Annotated in this window: 24 protein-coding genes; 12 read left to right on the forward strand and 12 right to left on the reverse strand. The window is 69.7% G+C overall.

The features are described 5' to 3' along the window. Positions 1 to 136: 136 nt before the first annotated feature. The gene (locus LTT66_RS06315) at positions 137 to 1,348 is read left to right on the forward strand and encodes a benzoate/H(+) symporter BenE family transporter (RefSeq protein WP_233065112.1); all 1,212 of its coding nucleotides are present in this window, start codon (positions 137 to 139) and stop codon (positions 1,346 to 1,348) included. Positions 1,349 to 1,526: 178 nt separating this feature from the next. Beyond that, a protein-coding gene (locus LTT66_RS06320; protein ID WP_408638824.1) for an IS5 family transposase occupies positions 1,527 to 2,409 on the forward strand; the annotation gives its coding sequence in 2 pieces (ribosomal slippage) (positions 1,527 to 1,901 and positions 1,903 to 2,409; 882 coding nt in all). Positions 2,410 to 2,418: 9 nt separating this feature from the next. On the opposite strand, the gene LTT66_RS06325 is transcribed toward LTT66_RS06320, so the two are convergent. Both LTT66_RS06325 and LTT66_RS06330 read right to left on the reverse strand, forming a co-directional pair. Next, positions 2,419 to 3,225 (reverse strand): SDR family oxidoreductase, encoded by an 807-nt coding sequence (locus LTT66_RS06325; protein ID WP_233065115.1) that lies wholly within the window; start codon positions 3,223 to 3,225, stop codon positions 2,419 to 2,421. Positions 3,226 to 3,234: 9 nt separating this feature from the next. Continuing rightward, the gene (locus tag LTT66_RS06330; RefSeq protein WP_233065116.1) at positions 3,235 to 3,753 is read right to left on the reverse strand and encodes an Lrp/AsnC family transcriptional regulator; all 519 of its coding nucleotides are present in this window, start codon (positions 3,751 to 3,753) and stop codon (positions 3,235 to 3,237) included. 150 nt (positions 3,754 to 3,903) lie between these two features. Here LTT66_RS06330 and pdhA point away from each other — a divergent pair, with 150 nt between their 5' ends. The 3 genes from pdhA to LTT66_RS06345 are packed head-to-tail and all read left to right on the forward strand — an operon-like array spanning position 3,904 to position 7,350. Continuing rightward, positions 3,904 to 5,016, forward strand: a complete 1,113-nt coding sequence (gene pdhA, locus LTT66_RS06335) for a pyruvate dehydrogenase (acetyl-transferring) E1 component subunit alpha (protein ID WP_233065118.1) — start codon at positions 3,904 to 3,906, stop codon at positions 5,014 to 5,016. Next, positions 5,013 to 5,996 carry an alpha-ketoacid dehydrogenase subunit beta gene (locus LTT66_RS06340; RefSeq protein ID WP_181720983.1) on the forward strand — a complete coding sequence of 328 codons (984 nt, stop codon included), beginning with the start codon at positions 5,013 to 5,015 and terminating at the stop codon, positions 5,994 to 5,996. Before pdhA ends, LTT66_RS06340 begins: the two co-directional genes overlap by 4 nt. Before the next feature lie 31 nt (positions 5,997 to 6,027). Next, a complete protein-coding gene (locus LTT66_RS06345; protein WP_233065120.1) occupies positions 6,028 to 7,350 on the forward strand; it encodes a dihydrolipoamide acetyltransferase family protein in 1,323 nt (440 codons plus the stop codon). Between the two features lie 28 nt (positions 7,351 to 7,378). On the opposite strand, the gene LTT66_RS06350 is transcribed toward LTT66_RS06345, so the two are convergent. Together LTT66_RS06350 and LTT66_RS06355 are read right to left on the reverse strand one after the other, a co-directional pair. Then, positions 7,379 to 7,801, reverse strand: a complete 423-nt coding sequence (locus LTT66_RS06350) for an acyl-CoA thioesterase (protein WP_233065122.1) — start codon at positions 7,799 to 7,801, stop codon at positions 7,379 to 7,381. Between the two features lie 58 nt (positions 7,802 to 7,859). Next, positions 7,860 to 8,825 carry an AraC family transcriptional regulator gene (locus LTT66_RS06355; protein ID WP_233065125.1) on the reverse strand — a complete coding sequence of 322 codons (966 nt, stop codon included), beginning with the start codon at positions 8,823 to 8,825 and terminating at the stop codon, positions 7,860 to 7,862. 80 nt (positions 8,826 to 8,905) lie between these two features. On the opposite strand from LTT66_RS06355, the gene LTT66_RS06360 reads away from it, so the two are divergent. Both LTT66_RS06360 and LTT66_RS06365 read left to right on the forward strand, forming a co-directional pair. Continuing rightward, complete coding sequence (locus LTT66_RS06360) at positions 8,906 to 9,754, forward strand: SDR family oxidoreductase (RefSeq protein ID WP_233065126.1); 849 nt, start codon at positions 8,906 to 8,908, stop codon at positions 9,752 to 9,754. 146 nt (positions 9,755 to 9,900) lie between these two features. Beyond that, positions 9,901 to 11,274 carry an MFS transporter gene (locus tag LTT66_RS06365; protein ID WP_233065128.1) on the forward strand — a complete coding sequence of 458 codons (1,374 nt, stop codon included), beginning with the start codon at positions 9,901 to 9,903 and terminating at the stop codon, positions 11,272 to 11,274. Positions 11,275 to 11,368: 94 nt separating this feature from the next. Here the strand turns inward: LTT66_RS06365 and LTT66_RS06370 are convergent, their stop codons facing one another. The 5 genes from LTT66_RS06370 to LTT66_RS06390 all read right to left on the reverse strand — a co-directional run bounded on the left by LTT66_RS06370 (position 11,369) and on the right by LTT66_RS06390 (position 16,560). Beyond that, positions 11,369 to 12,124 (reverse strand): LppU/SCO3897 family protein, encoded by a 756-nt coding sequence (locus LTT66_RS06370; RefSeq protein ID WP_233065130.1) that lies wholly within the window; start codon positions 12,122 to 12,124, stop codon positions 11,369 to 11,371. Positions 12,125 to 12,300: 176 nt separating this feature from the next. Next, positions 12,301 to 13,422, reverse strand: coding sequence for a DUF5925 domain-containing protein (locus tag LTT66_RS06375; protein ID WP_233065133.1), 1,122 nt, complete (start codon positions 13,420 to 13,422; stop codon positions 12,301 to 12,303). Positions 13,423 to 13,555: 133 nt separating this feature from the next. Continuing rightward, positions 13,556 to 14,974, reverse strand: coding sequence for an NAD(P)(+) transhydrogenase (Re/Si-specific) subunit beta (locus LTT66_RS06380; protein ID WP_195098472.1), 1,419 nt, complete (start codon positions 14,972 to 14,974; stop codon positions 13,556 to 13,558). A 3-nt stretch (positions 14,975 to 14,977) separates the two neighbouring features. Continuing rightward, on the reverse strand, positions 14,978 to 15,304 hold the full coding sequence (locus LTT66_RS06385; RefSeq protein ID WP_233065135.1) for an NAD(P) transhydrogenase subunit alpha: 327 nt from the start codon (positions 15,302 to 15,304) through the stop codon (positions 14,978 to 14,980). Next, complete coding sequence (locus LTT66_RS06390; RefSeq protein WP_233065138.1) at positions 15,304 to 16,560, reverse strand: Re/Si-specific NAD(P)(+) transhydrogenase subunit alpha; 1,257 nt, start codon at positions 16,558 to 16,560, stop codon at positions 15,304 to 15,306. Before LTT66_RS06390 ends, LTT66_RS06385 begins: the two co-directional genes overlap by 1 nt. Positions 16,561 to 16,980: 420 nt before the next feature. Here LTT66_RS06390 and LTT66_RS06395 point away from each other — a divergent pair, with 420 nt between their 5' ends. From LTT66_RS06395 to LTT66_RS06405, 3 genes are read left to right on the forward strand one after another with little or no spacing between them, the layout of a single operon-like run. Continuing rightward, a complete protein-coding gene (locus LTT66_RS06395; protein WP_195067345.1) occupies positions 16,981 to 17,442 on the forward strand; it encodes an HIT family protein in 462 nt (153 codons plus the stop codon). Continuing rightward, a complete protein-coding gene (locus LTT66_RS06400) occupies positions 17,439 to 18,275 on the forward strand; it encodes a maleylpyruvate isomerase family mycothiol-dependent enzyme (protein WP_233065140.1) in 837 nt (278 codons plus the stop codon). The genes LTT66_RS06395 and LTT66_RS06400 overlap by 4 nt, the downstream gene beginning before the upstream one ends. A gap of 6 nt (positions 18,276 to 18,281) precedes the next feature. Continuing rightward, a complete protein-coding gene (locus LTT66_RS06405) occupies positions 18,282 to 18,932 on the forward strand; it encodes a Type 1 glutamine amidotransferase-like domain-containing protein (RefSeq protein ID WP_195098478.1) in 651 nt (216 codons plus the stop codon). A gap of 108 nt (positions 18,933 to 19,040) precedes the next feature. Here the strand turns inward: LTT66_RS06405 and LTT66_RS06410 are convergent, their stop codons facing one another. Together LTT66_RS06410 and LTT66_RS06415 are read right to left on the reverse strand one after the other, a co-directional pair. Next, positions 19,041 to 19,550, reverse strand: coding sequence for a GtrA family protein (locus LTT66_RS06410; protein WP_233065142.1), 510 nt, complete (start codon positions 19,548 to 19,550; stop codon positions 19,041 to 19,043). A gap of 60 nt (positions 19,551 to 19,610) precedes the next feature. Then, positions 19,611 to 19,940 carry a hypothetical protein gene (locus LTT66_RS06415; protein ID WP_228820432.1) on the reverse strand — a complete coding sequence of 110 codons (330 nt, stop codon included), beginning with the start codon at positions 19,938 to 19,940 and terminating at the stop codon, positions 19,611 to 19,613. A 198-nt stretch (positions 19,941 to 20,138) separates the two neighbouring features. Between LTT66_RS06415 and LTT66_RS06420 the strand changes: the two genes are divergently transcribed. Both LTT66_RS06420 and LTT66_RS06425 read left to right on the forward strand, forming a co-directional pair. Further along, positions 20,139 to 21,497 carry an FAD-binding oxidoreductase gene (locus tag LTT66_RS06420; protein ID WP_233065144.1) on the forward strand — a complete coding sequence of 453 codons (1,359 nt, stop codon included), beginning with the start codon at positions 20,139 to 20,141 and terminating at the stop codon, positions 21,495 to 21,497. Positions 21,498 to 21,543: 46 nt separating this feature from the next. Continuing rightward, the gene (locus tag LTT66_RS06425; protein WP_233065146.1) at positions 21,544 to 21,828 is read left to right on the forward strand and encodes a GNAT family N-acetyltransferase; all 285 of its coding nucleotides are present in this window, start codon (positions 21,544 to 21,546) and stop codon (positions 21,826 to 21,828) included. A 171-nt stretch (positions 21,829 to 21,999) separates the two neighbouring features. Here the strand turns inward: LTT66_RS06425 and LTT66_RS06430 are convergent, their stop codons facing one another. Then, entirely contained in the window at positions 22,000 to 23,157 is a 1,158-nt protein-coding gene (locus LTT66_RS06430; RefSeq protein WP_233065148.1) for an acyl-CoA dehydrogenase, read from the reverse strand. Positions 23,158 to 23,169: the final 12 nt, after the last annotated feature.

The raw sequence follows: 23,169 nt of genomic DNA on the forward strand, positions 1-23,169 counted from the left end.
CTCCCCTACCCTACGCATCCGGATGTGCCGGTGTGGCCATACTCTCGTGTCGCACGTCACGACCGGGGCCAAGTCAGGCCAGTTTCGCGGCACTGGCAGGCGACACACCCTCGTGACCAGGGGCAATATCCGACCGATGCCGAACGTTTCCACCACCCCCGCCACCGCGACGCAGCAACCGCAACGGTCGCGGGCCGGACTGGTGCCGCCGCTGGGCGCGGGCGCGGTGACGGCGCTCGTCGGTTTCACCAGTTCGTTCGCCGTGGTGCTGAGCGGGCTGACCGCGGTCGGGGCGAGCCCCGCGCAAGCGGCGTCGGGTCTGCTCGCGCTGTGCCTCACGCAGGCGATCGGCATGATGGCGCTGAGCTACCGCTATCGGATGCCGATCACCCTGGCCTGGTCCACGCCCGGCGCGGCGCTGCTGGCCGGGACCGGTGCGGTGGCGGGCGGCTGGCCCGCCGCGGTAGGGGCGTTCGTGGTCGCCGGTGTGCTGATCGTGGTGACCGGACTGTGGCAGCGGCTGGGCGCGCTGGTCGCCGCGATTCCGGTGGAGATAGCGCAGGCCATGCTGGCCGGAGTACTGCTGCCGCTGTGCCTGGCACCGGTCCGGGCCGTGCAGACGAGTCCGGCGGTGGTGGTTCCGGTGATCCTGGTGTGGCTCGTGCTGCAACGGTACGCCCAGCGCTGGGCGGTGATCGCGGCCTTCGCGACCGCCGCGGCGGGCGCCGCGATCAGCATCGCGGTGCAGCACCGGCACCTCGACATCGGCGCCATGGCTCCGCGGCTGGAACTGACGCTGCCGCACTGGAGCTGGCAGGCGCTGATCGGTGTCGCGATCCCGCTGTACATCGTCACCATGGCGTCGCAGAACATTCCGGGCACCGCGGTGCTCGCCTCGTTCGACTACCGGGTGCCATGGCGCGCGGCGATGACCGTCACCGGTCTCGGCACCGTCGTGGGGGCGCCCGCGGGCGGGCACGCCATCAACCTCGCCGCCATCAGTGCCGCGCTCTCCGCGGCGCCCGCCGCCCACCCGGACCCGAAGCGGCGCTGGATCGCGGCATTCACCGCGGGCGTAATGTACCTGCTGCTGGCGCTGGGCTCCGCCGCACTGGTCACGCTGATCGCGACGGCTCCGGCCGGAACGCTGGAAACGGTCGCGGGCCTGGCCCTGCTGGCGACCCTGGCCGCGGCGCTCGGCGCGGCGCTGCGCTCCGAACACCGCGAGGCAGGCGTCATCACCTTCGTGATCGCCGCCTCCGGGGTCGGCTTCGCCGGCATCGGCGCCGCCTTCTGGGCATTGCTCGCCGGGCTGGTGGTACGGAAAGTGCTGCGCCAGCCGCAATGACCCGCGCCGGGCCGAGCGAAGGCGAGGCAGCCGCCTAACGAGCGCCGCCGGACGAAGTCCGTCCACAGCCCGCGCCGGGCCGAGCGAAGGCGAGGCAGCCGCCTAGGGGGTGTCCTCAAAGTTGCTGCGGCGGATCTGCTTTGTGGCCGGTGGTGTTCTGTTTTGATGTCGCGTTGTGGTGCGCAGGCATGAGTTGACTGATGAGCAGTGGCAGGTCGTGGCGGGGTTGCTGCCGGTGTCGGGGGCTAAGGGCCGCCCCAGGGTGGATGATCGGCGGGTTGTCAACGGCATGTTGTACAAGGCCAAGACCGGGATCGCTTGGCGGGACCTGCCGCAGCGGTACGGGCCGTGGAAGACCGTCTACAACCGGTTCTGGCGGTGGTCGCGCAACGGGACCTTGGCGCTGCTGGTGGCGCGGGTTCGGGTGGTCGCCGAAGCGGTCGCCGAGCTGGATCGGGAGGTGTCGGTGGACTCGACGATCGTGCGCGCGCATCAGCACGCCGCCGGTGCCCGCCGCGGTCGGGTGGTCCATACCGGCGGAGACCGGGTTCTACCCCGAGGCAGGCGACGAGCCCGCTGACCACGCGATCGGCCGTTCCCGTGGTGGACCGACGACGAAGATCCACCTGGCCTGTGACGGGCTGGGGCGGCCGTTGCCGGTCGTGCTGACCGGCGGCAATGTCAACGACTGCACCGTGTTCACTCGAGTGCTGGCCGGTATCCGTATGCCACGCCCCGGGCGGGGCCGGCCGTGGACACGGCCACGTCGGGTGCTGGCCGACAAGGGCTACTCTTCACGAGCGATCCGGGAGCATCTGCGCAGACGCGGGATCGCTGCGACGATTCCCGAACGTGCCGATCAGCAGGCCCACCGCCGTCGTCGCGGCCCGGCTGGTGGTCGCCCGCCGAGTTTCGACCCGGTCGCTTACCGGCGCCGCAACGTGGTCGAGCGTTGCTTCAACCGGCTCAAGCAATATCGGGCCATCGCCACCCGATACGACAAAACCGCAACCTCTTACCGCGGCATGCTCGACCTGCCCACCCTGCTCATATGGCTTTGAGGACACTTCCTAGGCCCGGAGGGCGGCCTGGAAGCGGCGCATTCCGTCGATCCAGCGGTCGTAGTCGGAGCCCTTGTGGCGGTACATCTTCAGCACCTCGGGGTGCGGGAGGATCAGGAAGTGCTCCTCCGCCACCCCGGCGAGCACGATGTCGGCGACCTCGTCCGGTGCCAGCACCGCACCCGCGCTGGTGACGGCCTTCACCGCCAGCTCCGCCTCGGCGGCGTGTTCCGGCGGAACGAGACCGCCGTGCAGCAACCGGGTGTCCACACCCATCGGGCACACGCAGCTCACCCGGATCCCCCGGTCGCCGTAGGTGACCGAGAGCCACTCCGCGAAACCGACGGCCGCGTGCTTGGACACCGCGTAGGGCGCCGAACCGAGCTGGGTGAGCAGCCCCGCCGCGGACGCGGTGCCGACGAAGTAGCCGCCGCCGCGCTCCAGCCACCCGGGCACCAGCAGCCGCGCGGCGCGGACGTGCGCCAGAACGTTGACCTCGAGCGCGGCCGCCCACTGCTGGTCGGTGCTGTCCAGGCCCGCGCCGCCGCCGATGCCCGCGTTCGCGAAATACAGGTCCACCGGGCCGAATTCGGCCTCGGCGCGGTCGATCGTCGCGCGGATCACCGCCTCGTCGGCCACATCCCCGCCGACCGCGACCGCCCCTGGCCCGAGAGACTCCGCGACGTGGGCCGCACTCGCCGCGTCGAGGTCGGCGAGCACCACGCGCGCGCCGGCGGCGACGAGCCGGCCTGCCAGCGCCGCCCCGATCCCCGCCCCCGCGCCCGTGACAATGGCAACTTTGCCCGAAATCTCCATCCCCGCACCCTAGCGGGAGGTCACCGGCCCGCCGCCGGAAAGCCCGCCGGCCAGCCGATCCAGCAGCGGAGCGGTGCGCGGCCCGACCAGTTCGCGCATCACCAGCGCCATATTGGTCCGCTCCACGCCGGGAATCTTGAGGATCTGCCCGGCGATGCGATACAGGTCGTCGGCGTCCTGCGCGACGACCCGCACGGTGAGATCGGTGAGTCCGGTCATGCCGCAAACCTCGGTCACCTCGGGCACCTCGGCGAGTTCGTCCACCACCGAGTCCAGCCGGTGCTGGTCGACGACGACCGCGACGAACGCCGCGAGCGGATAGCCGAGCGCGCGCGGCTCGACGCGCCGCTCGAAGCTGCCGAGCACGCCACCGGCCTCCCAGCGGGACAACCTTGCCTGCACGGTATTGCGGGACAGGCCGAGCCGGGCGGCCAGCTCGACACCCGTCGCCCGGGGGTTGGCGACCAGCTCCAGTAACAGCCTGGCGTCGGTGGCGTCCAGGCTCACGCCGACGTTTTCTCTGGTCATACCACGCAGTATGACATCAGCCCACCGGTCGTAATTGAGCATTCTGCCCATCCGCCGGTCGGCCACTTGCGCAGTTCGCATTCGAGGGGATGCTGTGAGGTAGGACACATTCCGATGTGCCGCAACGACCTGGTGAGGAGGCGATCACCCATGTCGGCAAAGTCCGAGTATCCGGTGCAGCTGGTGCAGCCGGACGGTCGCCGCGTCCTCGACCCCGAGCACGCCGCGATAGTCGCCGACATCGGGCCGGACGAGCTGCGGGCACTGTACGAGGACATGGTGGTCACGCGCCGCATCGACATCGAGGCCACCGCGCTGCAGCGGCAAGGCCAGCTCGGGCTCTGGGCGCCGCTGCTCGGGCAGGAGGCCGCCCAGGTCGGCTCCGCGCACGCGCTGCACCCCGACGACTACGTGTTCTGCGGCTATCGCGAGATGGCGGTCGCCTACTGCCGCGGTGTGCCGCCCACCGATCTCACCCGGCTGTGGCGCGGCGTCGCGCACCATTGCTGGGACCCGCACCCGGTGAACATGACCAATCCCAACATCGTGGTCGGCTCCCAGGGCCTGCACGCGACCGGTTACGCCTTCGCGGCGCACTTGGACGGCGCCGACATAGCCACCATCGTCTATTTCGGCGACGGCGCGAGCAGTCAGGGCGATCTGGCGGAGGCGCTCGGTTTCGCCGCGAGCTGGAGCGCGCCCGTCGTGTTCTTCTGCCAGAACAACCACTGGGCGATCAGCGAACCCGTGCGGGTGCAGAGCGCGACGCCGATCGCGCGCCGCGCGTACGGCTACGGCATGCCGGGCAGGCAGGTCGACGGCAACGACGTCCTCGCCGTGCTCGCGGTGACCAGGCAGGCGGTGGCCAGAGCGCGTTCCGGTGGCGGCCCGTCGTTCATCGAGGCGCTCACCTACCGGATGGGTCCGCACACCACGGCGGACGACCCCACCCGCTACCGTTCGGCCGCCGAGACCGAGCAGTGGGCGCGGCGCGATCCGATCGATCGCGTCCGCAAGCTGCTCGAGCGCGAGGGCCACTGGGACGACGCGTTCGAAGGCCGCGTCGCCGAGCGTTCGGACGCGGTCGCGCGCGCGGTGCGCAGCGCGACCGTCGACCTGCCCGATCCGGCACCGGCCGAGCTGTTCGAGCACGTCTACACCAGCCCGCACCCGCTGATCACCGAACAGCGCAGGGCGTACACGGAGTACCTGGCCGGCGATCCCGGCGGGGCCTCCGCACGAGGAGAAGGAGTCCCGCGATGATCACCACCTTCGCCGGCGCGCTCAACACCGGCTTGCGCCGCGCGCTGGAGGACGATCCGAAGGTCTTGCTGATGGGCGAGGACATCGGCCGCCTCGGCGGGGTGTTCCGGGTGACCGACACTTTGCAGAAGGACTTCGGCGACAACCGCGTCATCGATACGCCGCTGGCCGAATCCGGCATTGTCGGAACCGCTTTCGGCATGGCGCTGCGCGGCTACCGGCCGGTGTGCGAGATCCAGTTCGACGGCTTCGTCTACCCTGCCTTCGACCAGATCGTCTCGCACGTGGCCAAGATCAACTACCGCACGCAGGGAAAAGTGCGCGCACCTCTGACGATTCGCATCCCGTTCGGCGGCGGCATCGGTTCGGTGGAGCACCACTCCGAGTCACCGGAGGCCTATTTCGCGCACACCGCAGGGCTGCGTGTCGTGACCCCGAGCAACCCGGCGGACGCGTACTCGATGATCCGCCGGGCGATCGCGCTGAACGACCCGGTGATCTTCTTCGAACCCAAGCGCAGGTACTGGGACAAGGCCGACGTCGACTTCGCCGCGCTCGACCGCGACGGCGGGCTGCCGCTGGACCGTGCGCGAGTGTGCACCACCGGTTCGGACGCGACCGTCGTCGCCTACGGCGGGACCGTGGCGACCGCGCTGTCGGCCGCGCAACTCGCCGCGCGGGAGGGTCACGCGCTCGAGGTGATCGACCTGCGCAGCCTCTCGCCGATCGACTTCGACACCATCGAGGAGTCGGTGACGAAGACCGGGCGGCTGATCGTCACGCACGAGGCGCCGGTATTCGCCGGGCTCGGCGCCGAGATCGCCGCGCGGATCACCGAGCGTTGCTTCTACCACCTGGAGGCGCCCGTGCTGCGCGTCGGCGGGTTCGACATCCCCTACCCCCCGGCTAAGCTCGAGAAGCACCACCTGCCCGACCCCGACCGCATTCTCGACGCGGTCGACCGTTCCCTCGCCGCGTGAGGCGCGGTTCGCCGTAGTGAAAGGTGCTCACGTGGAAGACCGTCCGGGCCCTTCGGCGTCCGTGCTGGAGTTCCGGTTGCCCGACCTCGGCGAAGGGCTGACCGACGCCGAATTGGTGTCCTGGGCGGTGGCCGTCGGTGACACGGTCGAACTGAACCAGACCATCGCCGATGTGGAGACCGCCAAGGCTGTCGTCTCGTTGCCGTCGCCCTTCGCGGGCCGAGTGGTCGAATTGCTCGCGCAGCCGGGTGACACCGTCGAGGTGGGGGCACCGCTCATTCGGGTGGAGCGAGAAGCGGGCCGTGCGTCGGTCTTGGTGGGATACGGCCCTGAGGAAGAAAAGGCGTCTCGGCGGCGACGGGCTCCCGAGGCACGATCACACAGCGATGCGCAGCCGGGCGAAGCGGACGTCGAGACCCACGAACCGGAAATGCCGGGTTCGGCGCTCGGTGCGACGCGCCCGGCGGCGACGCCCGCCGCCCGAAAACTCGCTCGCGAACTGGGCATCGATCTGTGGTTCGTCGCGGGCTCCGGCCCGGGTGGCGCGGTCACCGTCGACGACGTGCGCGGCGCGGTGCCGGTCTCCCAGCCGCATCCGGCCGAACCGGCCGCCGCGCCCGCCGCCGCGGGCCCCGGCGTGGTCGGTCCGGCCGCGCGCGAGGAACGCACTCCGATCAGCGGCATCCGCAAGCGCACCGCGGCGGCCATGCTGCACAGCGCGCGAACCATCCCGCAGGCCGCCACGTTCGTCACGGTGGACGCCACCGCCTCGATGGAACTGCTCGACCACCTGCGCAGCACGAAACCCTTCGCGGGTCTGACCTTGACGCCGCTGCCGCTGGTCGCCAAGGCGGCGCTGGCCGCGCTCGCCGATTTTCCCGGCATGAACGTCTTCTGGGACGAAGCCGCACAGGAGATCGTCACCAAGCGCTACGTGAATCTGGGCATCGCGGTGGCCACCGACCGCGGTCTGCTGGTACCGAATCTCAAAGAGGCGCAGACCTTGAGCCTTCGTGATCTCACCCGCGAGATCGGCTGGCTGGCCGAAACCGCCCGCGCGGGCAGCGCCACCCCCGCCGACCTGCGGGGTGGGACGTTCACCATCACCAACGTCGGAGTGTTCGGGGTGGACACCGGGCTACCGCTGGTCAACCCGGGCGAGTCCGCGATCCTGTGCCTCGGCGCGATCCGCCGGCAGCCGTGGGTCGTGCGGGACGAGATCGCGGTTCGGTGGGTGACCACGCTCGGCGTCAGCTTCGACCATCGCGTGATCGACGGCGAACTCGCGGCCCGCTTCCTGGCCACCACCGCGGGCTTCCTGGAAGACCCCCTCACCCTGCTCAGCCGGGTGTGAACCCCCGCCCCACAGCGGTTCGCGCGGATCAGCCCGTGACGAGTCCGGCGGCGGCAGCGCGGATGACCTCCGGGATCTCCACCGGCTTGCGCGTCTCGGCGTCTACGTAGACGTGCACGAAGACACCGGTGGCGGACAGCTCGAGCGCGCCGTCGGCCTCGCGGAAGATGGCCAGGTCGTAGGTGATGCTGGAGCGGCCGAGCCGGGAGACGCGCAAGCCGACCTGCAACTGATCCGGGAAGCTGAGCGAACCGAGATACTGGCAGGAGGTCTGCGCCACCACCCCGAGCGCGGGCAGGTCGCGGATGTCGGTTCCGGTGGCGTGCATCAACCACGCGTTGACCGCGGTGTCGAAGTACGAGTAGTAGGTCACGTTGTTCACGTGCCCGTAGTGGTCGTTGTCGGCCCACCGGGTCGGCACCGGCCAGAGCACCGGATACTGCTGCGTCACCCGGCCGACGATAGCTCAGTGGGTGTACGACTGTGTCCATCGCGCCGCGTGCGGGGCCCTACGTGGCTACGCGGGCTCCCTCCTCCTGGCCTGACCGCACACGGCTGTGCCGATGGTCGCGCGGGGAGACGCCGAAGTGCCTTTTGAACGCGGTGCTGAGCGCGAAGGCGCTGCCGTAGCCGACCTGACGGGCGATGGCCTCGATGGTGGCGTCGGACTCCTGGAGCAAGTCGGCGGCCAGCGCCAGCCGCCATTCGGTGAGGAACGCCATCGGCGGTTCGCCCACCAGGTCGGTGAACCGGCGCGCCAGTGCGGCCCGCGATACCCCCACCGCCTCGGCCAGGCCCGCGACCGTCCATCCGTGCGCCGGATTGTGCTGCAGCAGGCGCAGGGCCTTGCCGACCAGCGGATCACCGTAGGCGTGATACCAGGCGGGCGCGTCGTCGCGGGCGAACCAGGCGCGCAGCGCCGCGATCAGCACCAGATCCAGCAGGCGGTCCAGCACCGCGCTCTGCGCGGGCTCGTCCCTGGTCACCTCGTCGACCAGGATGTCGAGCACCCGGCTGTCGAAGTCGCCGCGCTGCAATACGAGGACCGGCGGCAGCGCGCGCAGCAAGCGCCGACTGGCCGCGCCCGCGGACTCGTAGGTGCCGGTCACCATCAGGGTGGCCCCCTCCGGGTCGGTTCCCCACTGGCGGACGCCCAGACTGAGCGTCTCGCACAAGATTTCGCCCTGCGGCGTCTTCGTCACCTGACCGGGATGGATGATGATCTGCGGTTCGGTCGCCGGATCGTCGGCCACCGTGTACGGGGCGGGCCCGCGGAAGATCGCGACGTCGCCCGCGCCCAGCTGCCGGGGCGCGCCCTGGTCGGTGACGATCCACGCAGCGCCGCGGATCATCGACAGCACGGTCAGCGGGGCCTCGTCCTGGATGCGCAGCGACCACGGCGGATCCAGCAGCGAACACATCAGGAACGCGCCGCGGGCGCGAGGACCTTCGAGCAGACTGGCGAGCGCATCCACCCTCCCACAGTAGACGATCACGCATGATCATGAGCCGCTGAGCCATGTTCCGTCTCGACCCAGGCGGATGTACTGAACCCATGACACACACCAGCACCGACCAGCACCTCATCCTCGTGACCGGCGGCACCGGCAAGACCGGCCGCCGCGTCGTCCACCGGCTCCGGGCGGCCGGGCATCCGGTCCGGGTGGGCTCCCGGACCGCGGACCTCCCGTTCGACTGGGCCGACCGCGCCACTTGGCCCGCCGCGCTGACCGGCGTGCGCACCGCTTACGTCGCGTTCCAGCCGGATCTCGCGGTCCCCGGCGCGCCCGAGGTGATCCGCGCGTTCGCCGCGGCCGCCGCGCGCTCCGGCGTGCGGAAGCTGGTGCTGCTGTCGGGCCGGGGCGAGCCGGAGGCCGTCGAGTGCGAGCAGGTCGTGCGGGAATCGGGCCTGAACTGGACCATCGTGCGCTGCAGCTTCTTCGCGCAGAATTTCAGCGAGGGCGCGTTCACCGACTACGTCCTGGCCGGGGAACTCGCCCTGCCCAACGGAGATGTGCCCGAGCCGTTCGTACACGCCGACGACATCGCCGACGTGGCCGTCGCCGCGCTCGTCTCGGACCGGCACTCCGGCCAGATCTACGAGCTGACCGGCCCGCGCGCGATCACGTTCGGCGAAGCGGTCGCCGAGATCGCCGCGGCGACCGGAAGGCCGATCGCCTTCGTGCCCATCTCCCGTACGGATTTCGTGGCCGGACTCACCGAATCCGGGGTGCCCGCCGACACGGTGAGCCTGCTCGACTACCTCTTCGGCACGGTGCTCGACGGGCGCAACGCCGAGCCGGCCGACGGGATACGCCGGGCGCTCGGCCGCGACCCGAAGGATTTCGCCGACTACGTCATGGCGACGGCGGCCACCGGAATCTGGAATGTCCCGGCAGCCTGAGACGTTGAAATGATGAACAGGCTCGCTCGCGGACGAGACGCGCAGTGTCGAGCGTCCCGCACGGTCGCACGACCAGGTCGACGGTGCCCTGGACCGATTCCGCGGGCGAGGCTGGCTGCTCCCGGGGGTTCCCCGGTACCGTCGAAATGGTGGGGAGCCCGACGGTCGATCGTCCGATCCGGGTCGCGCGCGCCGCCGTATTCACCGTCTTCGCCCTGAGCGGTTTCCTGCTCGCCATGTGGGTGGTGCACATCCCGGTCATCATCGACCGCACGGGGGTCTCGAAATCGACACTGGGGATGTTCATCCTGTTGATGGCCGGTGCGGGCATCGTCGGCATGCGGCTGGCCGGTCCGCTCGCCGATCGGTTCGGCAGCGCGACGCTGGTCGGCGCGGCGGCGTGCCTCGGGTCGGTCGCGGTGGTCGGGCCCGGCCTCGCCACGGGACCGGTCACCTTGGCGCTCGCCCTGGCCTGCTTCGGTCTCGGCAACGGCGCACTCGACGTTTCGATGAACACCCAGGCGGTGCTTGTGGAACGGGCGTACCGGCGTCCGATCATGGCCGCGTTCCACGCGCTGTTCTCCGGCGGCGGCCTGCTCGGTTCACTGCTGGGAGCCGCCGCGCTCCGGGCGGGCTGGGATGTGCGGGGCACCCTGATCGTCGCCGCGGTGAGCGGTGTCGCCCTGACCCTCACCCTGGTGCCGCGATTGCTGCGCGAAACCACGCCCGGCGCGGAACCGGCGTCCCACGGTGTGCCGTCCACGCACGCGCCCGAACCGGACGTCACGCCGCTCGACCACGAGACGACATCACCCCGGCAGGACACCACGGCGCCTTGGTACGACACGCCACTCCCCCGGCACGAAGCTCCGACGCTGGGATACGACGCAGCGCCTACCGCGCAGCCGTTCGACCGTCACCGGGTGCGGCGCGGCTTCACCGCTCGCCTCGAGATCCGCGATCGTCACCGAAAAGTGTTCGCGCTGGCCGCGATCGCCTTCGCGCTGCTGCTGGCCGAAGGCGTCGCGGCCGACTGGAGCACCTTGCAGCTGCGCGAACACCTGGGCGCCGATGCCGCGACAGCGGCGCTGGCCTTCGGAGCCTTCTCCACCACGATGACGATCGGGCGTTTCGCCACCGACCGGGTCAGCCACGCGGTCGGCCGGGTCGCGGTGGTGCGCTACGGTTCGCTGGTCGCCGCCCTCGGCTTGGCGGTGATCGTCGTCTCGCCCTGGATCCCGCTGACCCTGCTGGGCTGGGCCATGGCCGGGCTAGGACTCGCGGGCGGCATCCCGCAGATCTTCACCGCGGCGGGGAATCTGGGCTCCGCCACGGCCGCGACCGACATGTCCCGGGTGTTCAGCATCGGCTACCTCGGCCTGCTCGCCGGTCCCACGGTGATCGGCTGGCTCACCGCCGTGATGTCGCTGACCACGGCCATGGTCGTGCCGATGACCGCCGTACTGCTGTGCTGCCGGTACGCGAGCGTCGTGGCCGCACCGCGTACGCCGGCGCGCTGACCATTTCAGGAACCCGGGGCCAGCTCGAGCATCTGGCCCGCGGCAACCGCGCGCCGATATTCCGCATCGGTCCGGGCTCGCGACCCGCCGATCGCTATTTGGGCGACACCAGGCACAGCGTGATCGGGTCGGGCTTGGGGTAGACGATCGTGTCGTTCTCGGTGGCCTTCGCACCGCACGCGGATTTGTCCGCGGTGCCGCGCACGATCCGGCCGATCTTGAAGTCCGCCGACGAACCGCAGGCGACCTTGGTGCTGGCACCGAGGAAGCCGCCGTCGATGCAGTCGCCCTCCTTGACGTTCAGCCGCAGGCACAGCGTGTAGTCGTTGCTGCCGGTCTGGTAGTAGCTGGCGTAATCCTTGGTCGGGCACTCCGCGTTCGCCCCGTCCAGCCGTTGCGCCACCACGTAGTTGGCTTCCGCATCGGAGCATTCCTTGGTGGCGAACTCGGCTTTGACGGTGGTGCCCGACAACTTCGCGCACTGACCGATCTCGATCTTCTCGCCGTCCGAGCGGAACACGGTGCGGGCCCCCACGACCAGCAGGCCGAGCACCACGACGACACCGAGGACGGCCAGAATCTTCCCGATTCCGCCACCGCCGCTCTGATTCTGCCGAGGCGGCGGTCCGGGCGGCGGGAAACCGCCACCGGGGTAGCCCGGCTGCTGCGGGAAACCACCCGGCGGCGGATAGCCCGGCTGCGGCTGGCCAGGTTGCGGGTAGCCCTGAGGCTGACCGGGAAAGCCCGGCTGGCCGGGAAAGCCCTGCGGCGCACCGGCGGGCGGCTGCTGCGGGTAGCCCGGCTGGCCGCCGGGCTGACCTGGATACGGATTGTGCGGTGGTGTGGTCATGGATCCCCTCCCCGGGTCTCGCGTGGTTCCGTGCGCGCGGGGCGACGGGCGAACCCATGGAATCTAGCCGATCGGCGCGAGCACCGCCGTGCGAGATACCGGCTGGTTCCTCCTACCGACCGGTCGCACCGACGAACCGCCGCAACGGCTTCGGAAGCCGAGCCCTTCGGCCCGGCTCACAGATACAGTCCCGGGCTGACCGCATCCTGTGCGGCGGCGTCGATTCGCGCCTCGCCGTCGCGCGCCGCGACGAGCTCGGCCAAGCTCGCGCCATCCGGAAACGCCGTGGCCCGGCCCTCCTGCTCCCGCGCCGACCACGCCGCAGCCTCCGCGGGAGACAGCCGCCCGATCTCGATCCGCGCCAGGCACCGGCCCGGCCGCGTCACGGCCGGATGCAGCCGGGACAGGTCCTCGTTGGTGGTGATGGCGACGAGCACGTCCCGGCCCTGGCCGAGCATGCCGTCGGTCAGGTTCAGCAATCGCGAGAGCCCCTGCCCGGCAGCTTCCTTCGCTTCGCCGCGAATCAGCTCGTCGCAGTCTTCCAGGACCAGCATTCGCCAGCGTGGCGCGTCCTCGTCGGCGTTCTCGGCACCCGCGGCCACGTCCATCAGATAACCGGGCTTACCGAACATCACCTCGGGGTCGAGCACGCAGTCGAACTGGCACCAGGCGCCCCAGGCGCGCGCCAGTGCGCGCAGCGCGGTGGTCTTGCCGGTGCCGGGCGGACCGTGCAGCAGCACCAGCCTGCCGCGGACGTCGTCGGCGGTGAGCGACATCAGACGATCCATCGCGGCGGCGACCTGTCCGGTGTAGTTGCCGCGGATCGCGGGCCACTCGGGCGCCGAGATCGAGCGCGCGCGCCGCTGCGGGCCGTGGTTGTGCATGTGCCAGAAGCCCATCTCCACGGTCTCGCCCACCTCCGGCGGCGCTGCCGCGTCGCGGACCGCCTCGGCGAGCACTTCGTCCGCGAGCGTGTCGGTGACGGCGGTGACCTCGACCATCGCCGAGCCGCCCGACCAGCGCACCGACCGCAGCGACCAGCCGGGGCCGACCACCAGCGTCACCCCGCTGTCGTTGTCGCGCACCGTGCGCACCACGCGGCCGCGTTCGGGGCGCAGTGGCGCGTCCGGCCGCACCCGCTCCAGGTGCGCGGTGCGCGCGCAGGGGTGATCGCCGCGCAGGAACGGACCGAGCGCGAGGGCATCGATCGCATCGCGGATCGAGTAGGTGGAATCGACGGTGACGGTCCACGGCAGCCGCTCGGCGGGATCGGCCGAGGGCTCGCCGGAACCGATCAACCGAAGAGGCTCATGACGTGCGGACACTTCGAGAATGATCCGGGGCGGCGGGCCGCGGTGTCCATCGAATTACGCAAGCGCCCCGCCACCGACGGACTCTCGGTGGCGGGGCGCTTCGCGCTCGACCTCTGGACTACAGGGCCTTCAGTTCCTCGGTGACCGCTCCGACGGACTTCTTGGCGTCGCCGAACAGCATCGAGGTGTGGTCGGCGTAGAACAGCGGGTTGTCGATGCCGGCGAAGCCGGAGTTCATCGAGCGCTTGAGCACGATGACGCTGCGGGCTTGGTCGACGTTGAGCACGGGCATGCCGTAGATCGGGCTCGAGGAGTCCTCGCGGGCGGCGGGGTTGGTGACGTCGTTGGCGCCGATCACCAAAGCGACATCGGTGCGGCCGAATTCGCCGTTGATGTCGTCCATTTCCTTGAGCGCGTCGTAGGAGACCTCGGCCTCGGCCAGCAGCACGTTCATGTGGCCGGGCATGCGACCGGCGACCGGGTGGATGGCGTACTTGACCTCCACGCCCTTGGCTTCCAGCAACGAGGCCATCTCCTTGACCGCGTGCTGTGCCTGCGCCACCGCCATGCCGTAACCGGGGACGACGATCACCTGGTTGGCGTAGGCCATCTGGATCGCGGCGTCCGCGGCGGAGGTGGCCTTGGCCTGCTTCTGCTCACCACCGGAGGCGCCCGGCGCGGTTCCGCCGCCGCCGAAGCCACCCGCGACGATCGCCGGGATGGACCGGTTCATCGCCTTGGCCATCAGGTTGGTCAGGATGGTGCCGGACGCGCCGACGATCATGCCCGCCACGATCATGGCGGTGTTGTTCAACGCCAAACCCGCTGCCGCGGCCGACAAACCGGTCAGCGCGTTCAGCAGCGAGATGACCACCGGCATGTCCGCGCCGCCGATCGGCAGCACCACCATCAACCCGAGCACACCGGCGGCGAGCAGCAGCAGCACCATCCACCACCACGGCGCGCCACCGTCAGCGGCCCCGATGCCGATCACCACCGCGGCGACGACCGCGACGACCAGCAGCAGCAGGTTCAACGGTTGCTGCAGCTTCCCGACCCCGATCGGCTTGCCGGGCAGGATCTCCTGCAGCTTGCCGAACGCGATCAGCGAGCCCCAGAACGACACCGAACCGATGATCGCGGCGAACAGCGACCCGACGATGATGTGCACGGTCGGTTCCTCACCGTGCTTGAAAGCGGAGAATCCCGTGGTATCGAGGAATTCCGCCCAGGCGATCAACGCGACCGTGCCGCCGCCGACGCCGTTGAACGCGGCCACCAGCTGCGGCATCGCGGTCATCTTCGTGTACCGCGCGGGCGGCACCCCGAGTACGACACCGATCACGAGCCCGGCGACGATCAGGATCCAGTTGCCGGTGTCGCGAACCGCGATCAACGTCGCGACCACCGCGAGCCCCATACCGACCGCGGCGATCCAGTTGCCGCGCACCGCGGTCTTCGGCCCGGTCAGGCCCATCAGACCGTAGATGAACATCGCGAACGCGATGATGTAGAGGATATTGACGAGGTTGTCCATGGCTTACTTCCCCGCCTTCTCGGCGTCACCGGAAGCGACCGGCTTCTTGCCCTTGAACATGCCCAGCATCCGGTCGGTGACCACAAAACCACCCACCACGTTCAGGGTTCCGAAGACCACCGCGACGAACAGGATGATCTGGATACCGATCGACGGGTCGTCCATCTTGCCCAGGGTGACCAGCGCGCCCAGCACGACGATGCCGTGAATCGCGTTGGTGCCCGACATCAACGGCGTATGCAGCGTGTTCGGGACTTTGGAGATCACAGCGAAACCGACGAACCCGGACAGCACCAGGATCGCGATGTTCGCCAGCAGTTCCGTATACATCAGTTCTCCACCTTCGCCTCGGTCGCGTCCTGCACCTCGGCCGACTCCGCCGCCTCGGCCGACTCCGCCGCAGGCGACTCCGCCGCAGGCGACTCCGCCGCAGGCGACTCCGCCGCAGTTGGCTCCGCCGCCTCGGCCGCCTCGGTCGCGTCACGGGTGACGCAGGAATCCGCCAGCACCTGGTCGCTGAAATCGGGCGCGAGTCGGCCGTCGACCAGCATCAACTCCAGCAGCGCCGCGATGTTCTTGGAGTACAGCTCCGAGGCGTGCTCGGGCATGGTGGCGGGCAGATTCAACGGCGAGGCGATGGTCACCTCGTGCTTCACCACGGTCTGGCCGGGCTCGGTCAGCTCGCAGTTGCCGCCGGTCTCACCGGCCAGATCCACGATCACGCTGCCGGGCTTCATGCCTTCCACCGCCGCGGCTGTCACCAGCCTGGGCGCGGGACGCCCCGGCACCAACGCGGTCGTGATCACCACGTCGAAGCCCTTGATCGCATCCTCCAAAGCCTGCTGCTGCTTTGCCTTCTCCTCGTCGGTGAGTTCGCGGGCATACCCGCCCTCACCGGCGGCATCGATCCCCAGATCCAGCCACTGCGCACCCACCGACCGCACCTGATCGGCCACCTCGGGCCGCACGTCATACCCGGTCGTGCGTCCACCGAGACGCTTGGCCGTGGCCAACGCCTGCAACCCGGCAACGCCGACACCGAGCACCAGCACCGTCGCCGGTTTCACCGTGCCCGCCGCCGTGGTCAGCATCGGGAAGAACCGCGTGGACTCCGACGCCGCCAGCAGCACCGCCTTGTAACCCGCGACGTTCGCCTGGGAGGACAACGCGTCCATCACCTGCGCACGCGAGATCCGCGGAATCGCCTCCACCGCGAACGCTTGCACCCCCGCCGACTTCAACGCACCGATCTGATTCTCGGCGTTGCGCGGCGCCAGGAAACCGATCAGCGTCTGCCCCGACGACAGCTTGCCGACCTCGGCGTCACTGGGCGGGGCCACCTTCACGACCACATCCGCCGACCACGGGTCACCGATCGACGCGCCCGCTTCCACATAGGCTTCATCCGGAATCAGCGCGCCCTGCCCGGCACCGGCCTCGACGACGACCTCCACGCCCTGCTTCAGCAGGCTCGGAATGATCTTCGGCACCAAAGCGACACGTCGCTCGCCCGCGTTCGATTCGCGAACGACACCGACACGCGCGCCGCGCGGCGATGGATCGCCTACGCTCTGCGTTGTCTCCACTTGTCAGACTTCCTTCTCTTACCGAGCTTCAGGCAACGGGTAGACGCTCAGACGATGTTACTGTCGAGTAAGTTCGCCTAAATCCTCGCAACTGTACCTGGCCCGCGGTGAGCGCAGCTGAGATGCCCGTCACACACGCCGGACGAGTCGCGCCGAGCCGCCGGATGCCCTCCGCTCGCCGCGGAGCGAGTTCGTACGCCGTCGAGTGACTGTTCGCCCGGTCTGCCCGTTTTCCCTTGTCGATCTGTGATCGTCGTCTCTGCAGGTGAACACGGCAAGACCGTACGGAGAAGTTCGTTACCAACCTCGAGGTTCGGCACCTGGTCACGGGGTCAGCCGATCGCTGCGCCGTGACGCGCGTCATACGGATCGGCACTCCGGGGGTGTTCCGCTCCGCTCGTACGCCGTATGGTCCAGCGTGTGAACGACTGCGTCTTCTGCCGCATCGTGGCAGGCGAGGCACCGGCGGCGAAAGTGTACGAGGACGACACGCTCTGCGCGTTCCTCGACATCCGGCCGGTCGCCCGCGGGCACACGCTGGTCATACCGAAACGGCACGCCGCCGAGTTGGAGGATCTCGACGCCGAGCTCGGCGCCCAGATCTTCCGTGCGGGGCATCGGCTCGCGCTGGCGATCCGGCGCAGCAGCCTCGCCGCCGACGGCGCCAACTTGGTGCTCAACGACGGCACCGCGGCGTTCCAGACCGTCGCGCATGTCCACCTGCACGTGATCCCGCGCAGGCACGGCGACACGCTGCGGTTCGCCAAGGGATTCCTGCTGCGGCGTCCGCACGACCCGGTCGGCACCGCCGCGGCCATCCGGGACGGCATCGCGGCACTGGACAACGAGGGCGAAGGCCCGGAAAAGGAAAGCGACGGATGACCGAGACGTTGGACCGGGCCACGCTGATCGGCCTGCTGTCGCGCCAATGGGAGGCGATCGACGCGCTGGTCGCTCCACTGGACGAGGGCCGCTGGCGCACTCCGTCGTCGCTGCCGGGCTGGACCGTGTTCGACCTGGTCGCCCACATCATCGGCACCGAGTCCTGGCTGCTCGGCGATCGCCCGCCCGCGCACGACCCGACCAGGGCCAAGACCGATGTGCGCACACTGCCCTACGTGCGCAACGAGACCGCGGTGCTCAACGAGATCTGGGTCGACCGGCTGCGCCCGCTGCCCGGCGCCCGGCTGCTCGAGCTCTATCGCGAGGTCGTGGAGCGCAGGCGTGCGGCGCTCGCGGCGATGAGCGACGCCGAGTGGGAGAAGGAGACGGTCTCGCCGATCGGGCAGGTGACCTACGGCAGGTTCATGCGGGTGCGGCTGTTCGACTGCTGGATGCACGAACTCGACATCGCCGACGCGCTCGGCGTGCCGGTCGAGGAAGGCGGGCCACGCGGCAAGCTGGCGTTCGACGAGTTCGCGGGCAGCATCCCGCGCGTGGTGGTCAAGAAGGGCGACGCGCCGGACGGTGCGCGGATCACCTTCGCGCTGAGTGGTCCGCTGGCCAGAACCTTGCGCATCCAGGTGGCGGGCCGGGCGAGCTACGTGGAGGCGTTCGACGAACCGTCCACCGTCGAGATCGGTTTGGACTCGCGGCTTTTCGTGCGGCTCGGCGGCGGCCGGACGACCGCCGAGGAGCATTTGGACGAGATCACCATCCACGGCGACGGCGAACTCGGACAGCGCCTGATCCGCCACCTGGCCTTCACCATCTGACCCGCGGTGCGACTCTTCCTGTCCAGCTACCGCTTCGGGGCGCACTACGACCGGCTCGTCGCGCTCGCCGGCCCGCCCGGCCGGGTCGCGCTGATACCGAATGCCTGCGACGCCTGGCCGGAAGCGTGGGCGGGCGCGGTGACCAGCGATATGTCACCGCTGCGCCAGCTCGGCTACCGGCCGGAGGTGCTCGACCTGCGCGAGTACGTCGGGCGGGAAGCCGAGCTGGAACGGAAGCTGGCCGAATTCCCGCTGGTGTGGGTGCGCGGCGGCAACACCTTCGTGTTGCGCGCCCAGTTCGCCCGCAGCGGCGCGGACCGGGTCCTCCCCCGGCTGCTCGCCTCCGATGCTCTCGTCTATGCCGGATACAGCGCCGGAGCCTGCGTGCTGACCCCGGACCTGCACGGCCTGGAATCGGCCGACGATCCGGCCGAGGTCGAACCGGCTTGCGGAATCGAACCGCGGTGGGACGGGCTGGGATTGGTCGATCGCCGCATCGTGCCGCACATCGATTCGGCCACCGACCCCGACGGTCACTGCACAAGGCTCGCGGCCCGTTACCGCGCCGAAGGCGTCGAGCACTGGGCGCTGACCGACGACGACGCGATCGTCGTCGACGGTCCGCGCACCGAAGTGCTGATCAATCCTGTGACGTAATGAAAGTCGGCAGCCGCAGACCGGCCCGCGCTGCTCGAGAACACGGCGCGGTCGGACGACGCGCTTGCCCGCCCGCGCCACGGGTGAGCGGCGCTCCCGCCCGGCACCTCAGTTCGCGCCGGGTATCAGTTCCGCTCTCGGCTCGACCGAGCGGCGGAAGACCACCCAGCGCATCGCGCTGTACATGTAGACGGCCTCGCACGCGCCCGCCAGCAAGCGGGACACGTGGTATTGCAGGCCGAGCGCGGCGAGTCCGCTGCCGACGCCGAGGATGAACGCGAGATAGTTGACGATCACCACCACGACGTACACCGCGGCCTGCCTGCCGACCGGCGCGTGCGAATGGAAGTTGAACGTGCGGTTGAGCACGAAGCCGAGTCCGAACGCGCACACGTAGGCCACGGTCACCGACAACCAGATCGGCAGATCGAACCAGCCGTGCAAGACGGTGAGCAGCGCCAAGTCCACAGCGAAGGTGCCGCTGTTGATCAACGCGAAGCCGAGGAAGGTCGGCGGGACAAGACGATTCAGCCCGAATGGCAAACGGCCGACGACGGCCTCGCACCAATGGGTGAACCGATCGGCGATCGTGTCGGCGGTCTCGGACAGCTCGTGCACGCGATCAGCGTGCCAGCGGTAGGTGTCCGTCAGATGAGCGGGTGGCGACCGCCCGGTGGCTCAGCTGATCTGTGCCCGGCCGGGGCCGTCGGCGCTGTGGTCCAGACCGGACCAGGCCGCGAGGCAGCGCCGCCGCGCGACGTCGTCGGCCTCCGCCAGCAGCGCCTCCAGCAACTCACGGGGGTCGCGGCGCCAGATGTCGGCCAGGTCGGCCAGCGCCTCCTTGCCGAAGACGCCCGAACGGTCCAGCGCGTTCAGCCATTCCTCGTGCTCGCCCGCGTGCACCCGGCGCAGCACGTCGGGATCGATACCGCCGTCGACGAACTCGCTGGAGAACATCGCGGCGACCAATTCCCGGCGACTCGGTTGTTCGCCCTGCATCCGTTCCATCCCTCCAAGTGGTACGCGGCGAGCCGCGTGGACTGCAGGCGCCATGGCGTGGCGGCAAGCCCCTGTCGGCATTCTGGTCTTCCGAAGGCGGTAATACCACTGTGGCGGGTGACATCACATTCCGGGGCTTTCGTTTGCCACACGCGCAGGGGTCGGCCGATCAGCAAATCTCGGGCGCCGGACGCTAGCGTGAAGGTTGTGGAACTGCATGACCTGATCGCGGCTCTCCCCGACGGCACGGTGCTCACCGACGCCGACCTGATCGCCGGCTACCGGCAGGACTGGGCGCGCGACCCCGACGCGGGCACCGCCCTGGCCGTGGTGCGTGCCACCAGCACCGAAGACGTGGCCGCCACGCTGCGGTGGGCCACCGCGCACCGCGTCCCGGTGATCCCACGCGGAGCCGGTTCCGGGCTGTCCGGCGGCGCGACCGCGGTCGACGGAGCGATCGTGCTGACCACCGAGCGGATGCGCGAGATCTCCGTCGATCCGGTGACGCGGACCGCGGTGGTGCAGCCGGGCCTGCTGAACGCCGAGGTCAAGCGCGCGGTCGCGGAGCACGGCCTGTGGTACCCGCCCGACCCGTCCTCGTTCGAGATCTGCTCGATCGGCGGCAACGCCGCGACCAACGCGGGCGGGCTGTGCTGCGTCAAGTACGGCGTGACCACCGATTACGTGCTCGGGATGCAGGTCGTGCTCGCCGACGGCGCTGTCGTGCGGCTGGGCGGACCGCGTTTGAAGGACTCGGCCGGGCTCTCGTTGACCAAGCTGTTCGTCGGCAGCGAGGGCACGCTCGGGGTGATCACGGAGCTCACCCTGCGTCTGCTGCCCGCGCAACCGCCGCAGAGCACGGTGGTCGCGAGCTTCGCCACGCTCACCGCGGCCACCGAGGCGATCCTGACCATCACCGGTGAACTGCGGCCGTCGATGCTCGAGTTCATGGACTCGGTGTCGATCAACGCCGTGGAGGACGAGTTGCGCATGGGCCTGGACCGGCAGGCGGCCGCGCTGCTGGTCGCGCGTTCCGACGCACCTGGCGAATTCGCCCGGCGCGAGGCCGAGATCATGGCGGCCGCCTGCGAGAAGGCAGGCGCGACAGAGGTTTTCCACACCGAGGACCCCAGCGAGGGCGAGGCCTTCGCGGCCGCACGGCGTTTCGCGATTCCCGCCGTGGAGAAACTCGGGCCGCTGCTGCTCGAGGACGTCGGCGTGCCGCTGCCCCGGCTCGGCGAGCTGGTGACCGGCATCGCCGAGATCGCCGAACGCAACGCGGTGACAGTGTCGGTGATCGCGCACGCGGGCGACGGCAACACCCACCCGTTGATCGTGCACGACCCGTCCGACGCGGACCTCACCGCGCGGGCGCACCGCGCTTTCGGCGAGATCATGGACCTGGCCATCGCCCTCGGCGGCACCATCACCGGTGAGCACGGCGTCGGGCGGCTGAAGAAGGCCTGGCTGCCCGATCAGCTCGGCCCCGACGTGATGGCCCTGACCCGGCGCATCAAGGACGCGCTCGACCCCGACGGCATCCTCAACCCCGGCGCGATCCTGTGACCGCCGCAACGGAACATACCCCGCCGACAAGGAGTTCTACCCGAACATGACGACCAGGCTCGAGCACAACGTCGCCGACACCCGTTTCGAGATCTACATCGATGACACCCTCGCTGGGTACGCCGACTACGCCGAACGCGAGAATCCGAAAGTCCGCGACTTCCACCACACCATGACCTTCCCCGAATTCCGGGGCCGGGGAGTAGCCGCCCAGGTCGTCGGATTCGCCCTCGACGACTCCCGCGCCGCCGGGTTCTCCGTCATCCCCACCTGCTGGTACGTGGAGAAGTACATCGCCGAAAACCGGGAGTACGCAGACTTGGTGAAGTGACGCGCACCTTGACCGTCCGGCTCCGGCCGAGCCCGAGATAGCCCCGCCTCTCGACAGCCCGCGCCTGAGGCGCAATACACCACCTCGAGCCTTGGAACGACACAACCGACCAGAAGACCGACAGCCGTCGCGGTGCACAAACCAGGACGGCAGTCGGTCTTCAGCGAAACATCACTTCAGCAGCGCGCGCGACATCACCAGGCGCTGGATCTGGTTGGTGCCCTCGTAGATCTGGGTGATCTTGGCGTCACGCATCATGCGCTCCACCGGGAAGTCGGTGGTGTAGCCCGCGCCGCCGAACAGCTGGACGGCGTTGGTGGTGACTTCCATGGCGACGTCGGAGGCGAAGCACTTGGCGGCGGCGGAGATGAAGCCGAGGTTCTGCTCGCCGCGCTCGGCGCGGGCGGCCGAGGTGTACACCATGAGGCGGGCTGCCTCGACCTTCATTGCCATGTCGGCGAGCATGAACTGGGTGTTCTGGAAGTCGGCGATCGACTTGCCGAACTGCTTGCGGTCCTTGGTGTAGGCGATGGCCGCGTCCAGCGCGCCCTGGGCGAGGCCGACGGCCTGCGCGCCGATGGTGGGGCGGGTGTGGTCGAGGGTCTGCAGCGCGGTCTTGAAGCCGGTGCCCGGCTCGCCGACGATGCGGTCACCCGGCACCCGGCAGTTCTCGAAGTACAGCTCGGCGGTGGGCGAGCCCTTGATGCCGAGCTTGTGCTCCAGCGGGCCGACCACGAAGCCCTCGTCGTCGGAGTGCACCAGGAACGCCGAGATGCCGTTGGCGCCCTTCTCCGCGTCGGTCACCGCCATCACGGTGTACCAGGAGGACTTGCCGCCGTTGGTGATCCAGCATTTGGAGCCGTTGATGATCCAGTCGTCACCCTCCCGCTTGGCCCGGGTGCGCATGCTGGCCGCATCGGAGCCCGCCTCGCGCTCGGACAGCGCGTAGGAGGCCATCTCGCCGTTGACGATGTCCGGCAGTACCTTCTGCTTCAGCTCCTCGGAGCCGTTCAGGATCAGGCCCATGGTGCCGAGCTTGTTGACGGCGGGGATCAGCGAGGACGAGCCGCAGACCCGGGCGACCTCTTCGATCACGATGCAGGTGGCCACCGAGTCGGCGCCCTGGCCGCCGTAGGCCTCGGGCACGTGCACGGCGTTGAAGCCGGAGGCGTTGAGGGCGGTCAGCGCCTCTTCGGGGAAGCGGGAGTGGCCGTCGACGTCCTTGGCGTGCGGGGCGATCTCCTTCTCCGCGAGAGCACGGATCGCGGCGCGCAGCTCATCGTGGAAGTCCTCGAGCTTGAACAGGTCGAAATCGGGGTTTCCCGCCATCGGGCTCACTCC

It is taken from the genome of Nocardia gipuzkoensis, from assembly GCF_021183645.1.
Classification (GTDB): Bacteria; Actinomycetota; Actinomycetes; order Mycobacteriales; family Mycobacteriaceae; genus Nocardia; species Nocardia abscessus.

Bases quoted from the DNA above. Each gene is read 5' to 3' on its own strand.
- LTT66_RS06360 (WP_233065126.1), top strand. From the start codon at position 8,906: ATGACACACACCAGCACCGACCAGCACCTCATCCTCGTGACCGGCGGC.
- LTT66_RS06385 (WP_233065135.1), bottom strand. From the start codon at position 15,304: ATGTATACGGAACTGCTGGCGAACATCGCGATCCTGGTGCTGTCCGGG.
- LTT66_RS06400 (WP_233065140.1), top strand. From the start codon at position 17,439: ATGACCGAGACGTTGGACCGGGCCACGCTGATCGGCCTGCTGTCGCGC.
- pdhA (WP_233065118.1), top strand. From the start codon at position 3,904: ATGTCGGCAAAGTCCGAGTATCCGGTGCAGCTGGTGCAGCCGGACGGT.
- LTT66_RS06370 (WP_233065130.1), bottom strand. From the start codon at position 12,124: ATGACCACACCACCGCACAATCCGTATCCAGGTCAGCCCGGCGGCCAG.
- LTT66_RS06340 (WP_181720983.1), top strand. From the start codon at position 5,013: ATGATCACCACCTTCGCCGGCGCGCTCAACACCGGCTTGCGCCGCGCG.
- LTT66_RS06380 (WP_195098472.1), bottom strand. From the start codon at position 14,974: ATGGACAACCTCGTCAATATCCTCTACATCATCGCGTTCGCGATGTTC.
- LTT66_RS06325 (WP_233065115.1), bottom strand. From the start codon at position 3,225: ATGGAGATTTCGGGCAAAGTTGCCATTGTCACGGGCGCGGGGGCGGGG.
- LTT66_RS06365 (WP_233065128.1), top strand. From the start codon at position 9,901: ATGGTGGGGAGCCCGACGGTCGATCGTCCGATCCGGGTCGCGCGCGCC.
- LTT66_RS06415 (WP_228820432.1), bottom strand. From the start codon at position 19,940: ATGGAACGGATGCAGGGCGAACAACCGAGTCGCCGGGAATTGGTCGCC.
- LTT66_RS06425 (WP_233065146.1), top strand. From the start codon at position 21,544: ATGACGACCAGGCTCGAGCACAACGTCGCCGACACCCGTTTCGAGATC.
- LTT66_RS06315 (WP_233065112.1), top strand. From the start codon at position 137: ATGCCGAACGTTTCCACCACCCCCGCCACCGCGACGCAGCAACCGCAA.
- LTT66_RS06430 (WP_233065148.1), bottom strand. From the start codon at position 23,157: ATGGCGGGAAACCCCGATTTCGACCTGTTCAAGCTCGAGGACTTCCAC.
- LTT66_RS06330 (WP_233065116.1), bottom strand. From the start codon at position 3,753: ATGACCAGAGAAAACGTCGGCGTGAGCCTGGACGCCACCGACGCCAGG.